1 protein-coding gene is annotated in these 1,110 nt (G+C 61.8%); it reads right to left on the reverse strand.

Annotated features, from left to right (window positions below):
- Positions 1 to 254: 254 nt before the first annotated feature.
- Positions 255 to 971 (reverse strand): IS110 family RNA-guided transposase, encoded by a 717-nt coding sequence (locus AC5ZFO_RS48020; protein ID WP_496124269.1) that lies wholly within the window; start codon positions 969 to 971, stop codon positions 255 to 257.
- Positions 972 to 1,110 lie beyond the last annotated feature (139 nt).

Below are 1,110 nucleotides of genomic sequence, written 5' to 3' on the forward strand. Positions count from 1 at the left end.
AGTCATGATCAGATCTCCGGTTTAGGATGACGCAGCTTAGCTCCTCTGCGCCTCAATCATGGGATCTGTTTGCGCGGTTCACATGACCGCTGGCCATAATGCCCTCCGCGGATCAGGTCCCGGTCAAAAGCACGCATTCGAAGATGCCATGGCCCTAGTGGGTTGTCCTGATCGCAGGATCGACCGGCGCTGCATTACGTGCTGTTCGTCCTCCAACCGTTACGACGCGCCAGAGATGTCCGGCACGATCTCGTTTAGGCCGCCAGCGCTGCCGGTTCCTGGTAGCGCTCGTTCCTGGTCATCATCGCCCAGGCCATCCTGGCGAGCTTATTGGCGAGCGCGATGGCGGCAACCTTGGTCGGTCGCCGCGCCAGAAGTCCCGTAAGCCAGGGCCGATGCCCGGTGCCATGGATCTTGGCATAGCGGATCACGGCGAGCGCGCCAGCCGTGAACAGGCTGCGCAAATAGCGGTCGCCTTGCTTGCTGATACTGCCAAGCTTGTCCTTGCCCCCGCTTGAGTTCTGCTTCGGCACAAGTCCAACCCAGGCGGAGAAGTCCCGTCCTGATCGGAAAGTCTTGGGATCAGCAATGCTGGCGACCGGAGCTGTTGCCAGCGCCGGTCCGACGCTAGGGATCGCGTCCAGCCGTTTGCTCGTCGCGCTTGATCGATGCCAGGCGATGATGCGCCTGTCGAACTCCAGGATTTGGGCCTTCAGCGCCCGCAATTGACTGCCGAGAGCAGCAAGACATGCGCGGGCCACCTCCGGGAGCCGGCGGTCAGCTGTATCGGCGACGACTTCCAGCAACTGCTCGACACCCCGGCGCCCGACCGGGGCGACAATCCCGAACTCGGCAAAATAGGCGCGGATTGAATTAATGACGGCAGTCTGCTGGCGGATGAAGAGATGGCGCGCGCGATGAAGCATCAGACAGCTCTGTTGCTCGACCGTCTTGGTCGGCACGAACCGCATGTTGGGTCTCGTGACTGCCTCGCAATCGCTTCCGCGTCCGTGGTGTCGTTCTTCTGCCGCTTGAGTAGAGTCGAGGAGAGGCGCGGTGATGCGCTTGTCGCGCGTTCCGTTTCCTCTCCCCGCTCATCAAACCGGACGT

The sequence above is a fragment of the Bradyrhizobium sp. Unk1 genome (assembly GCF_059512345.1).

What these genes read in the sequence shown, in the direction of transcription:
- AC5ZFO_RS48020 (WP_496124269.1), bottom strand. Translation starts at nt 971, where the DNA reads ATGCGGTTCGTGCCGACCAAGACGGTCGAGCAACAGAGCTGTCTGATG.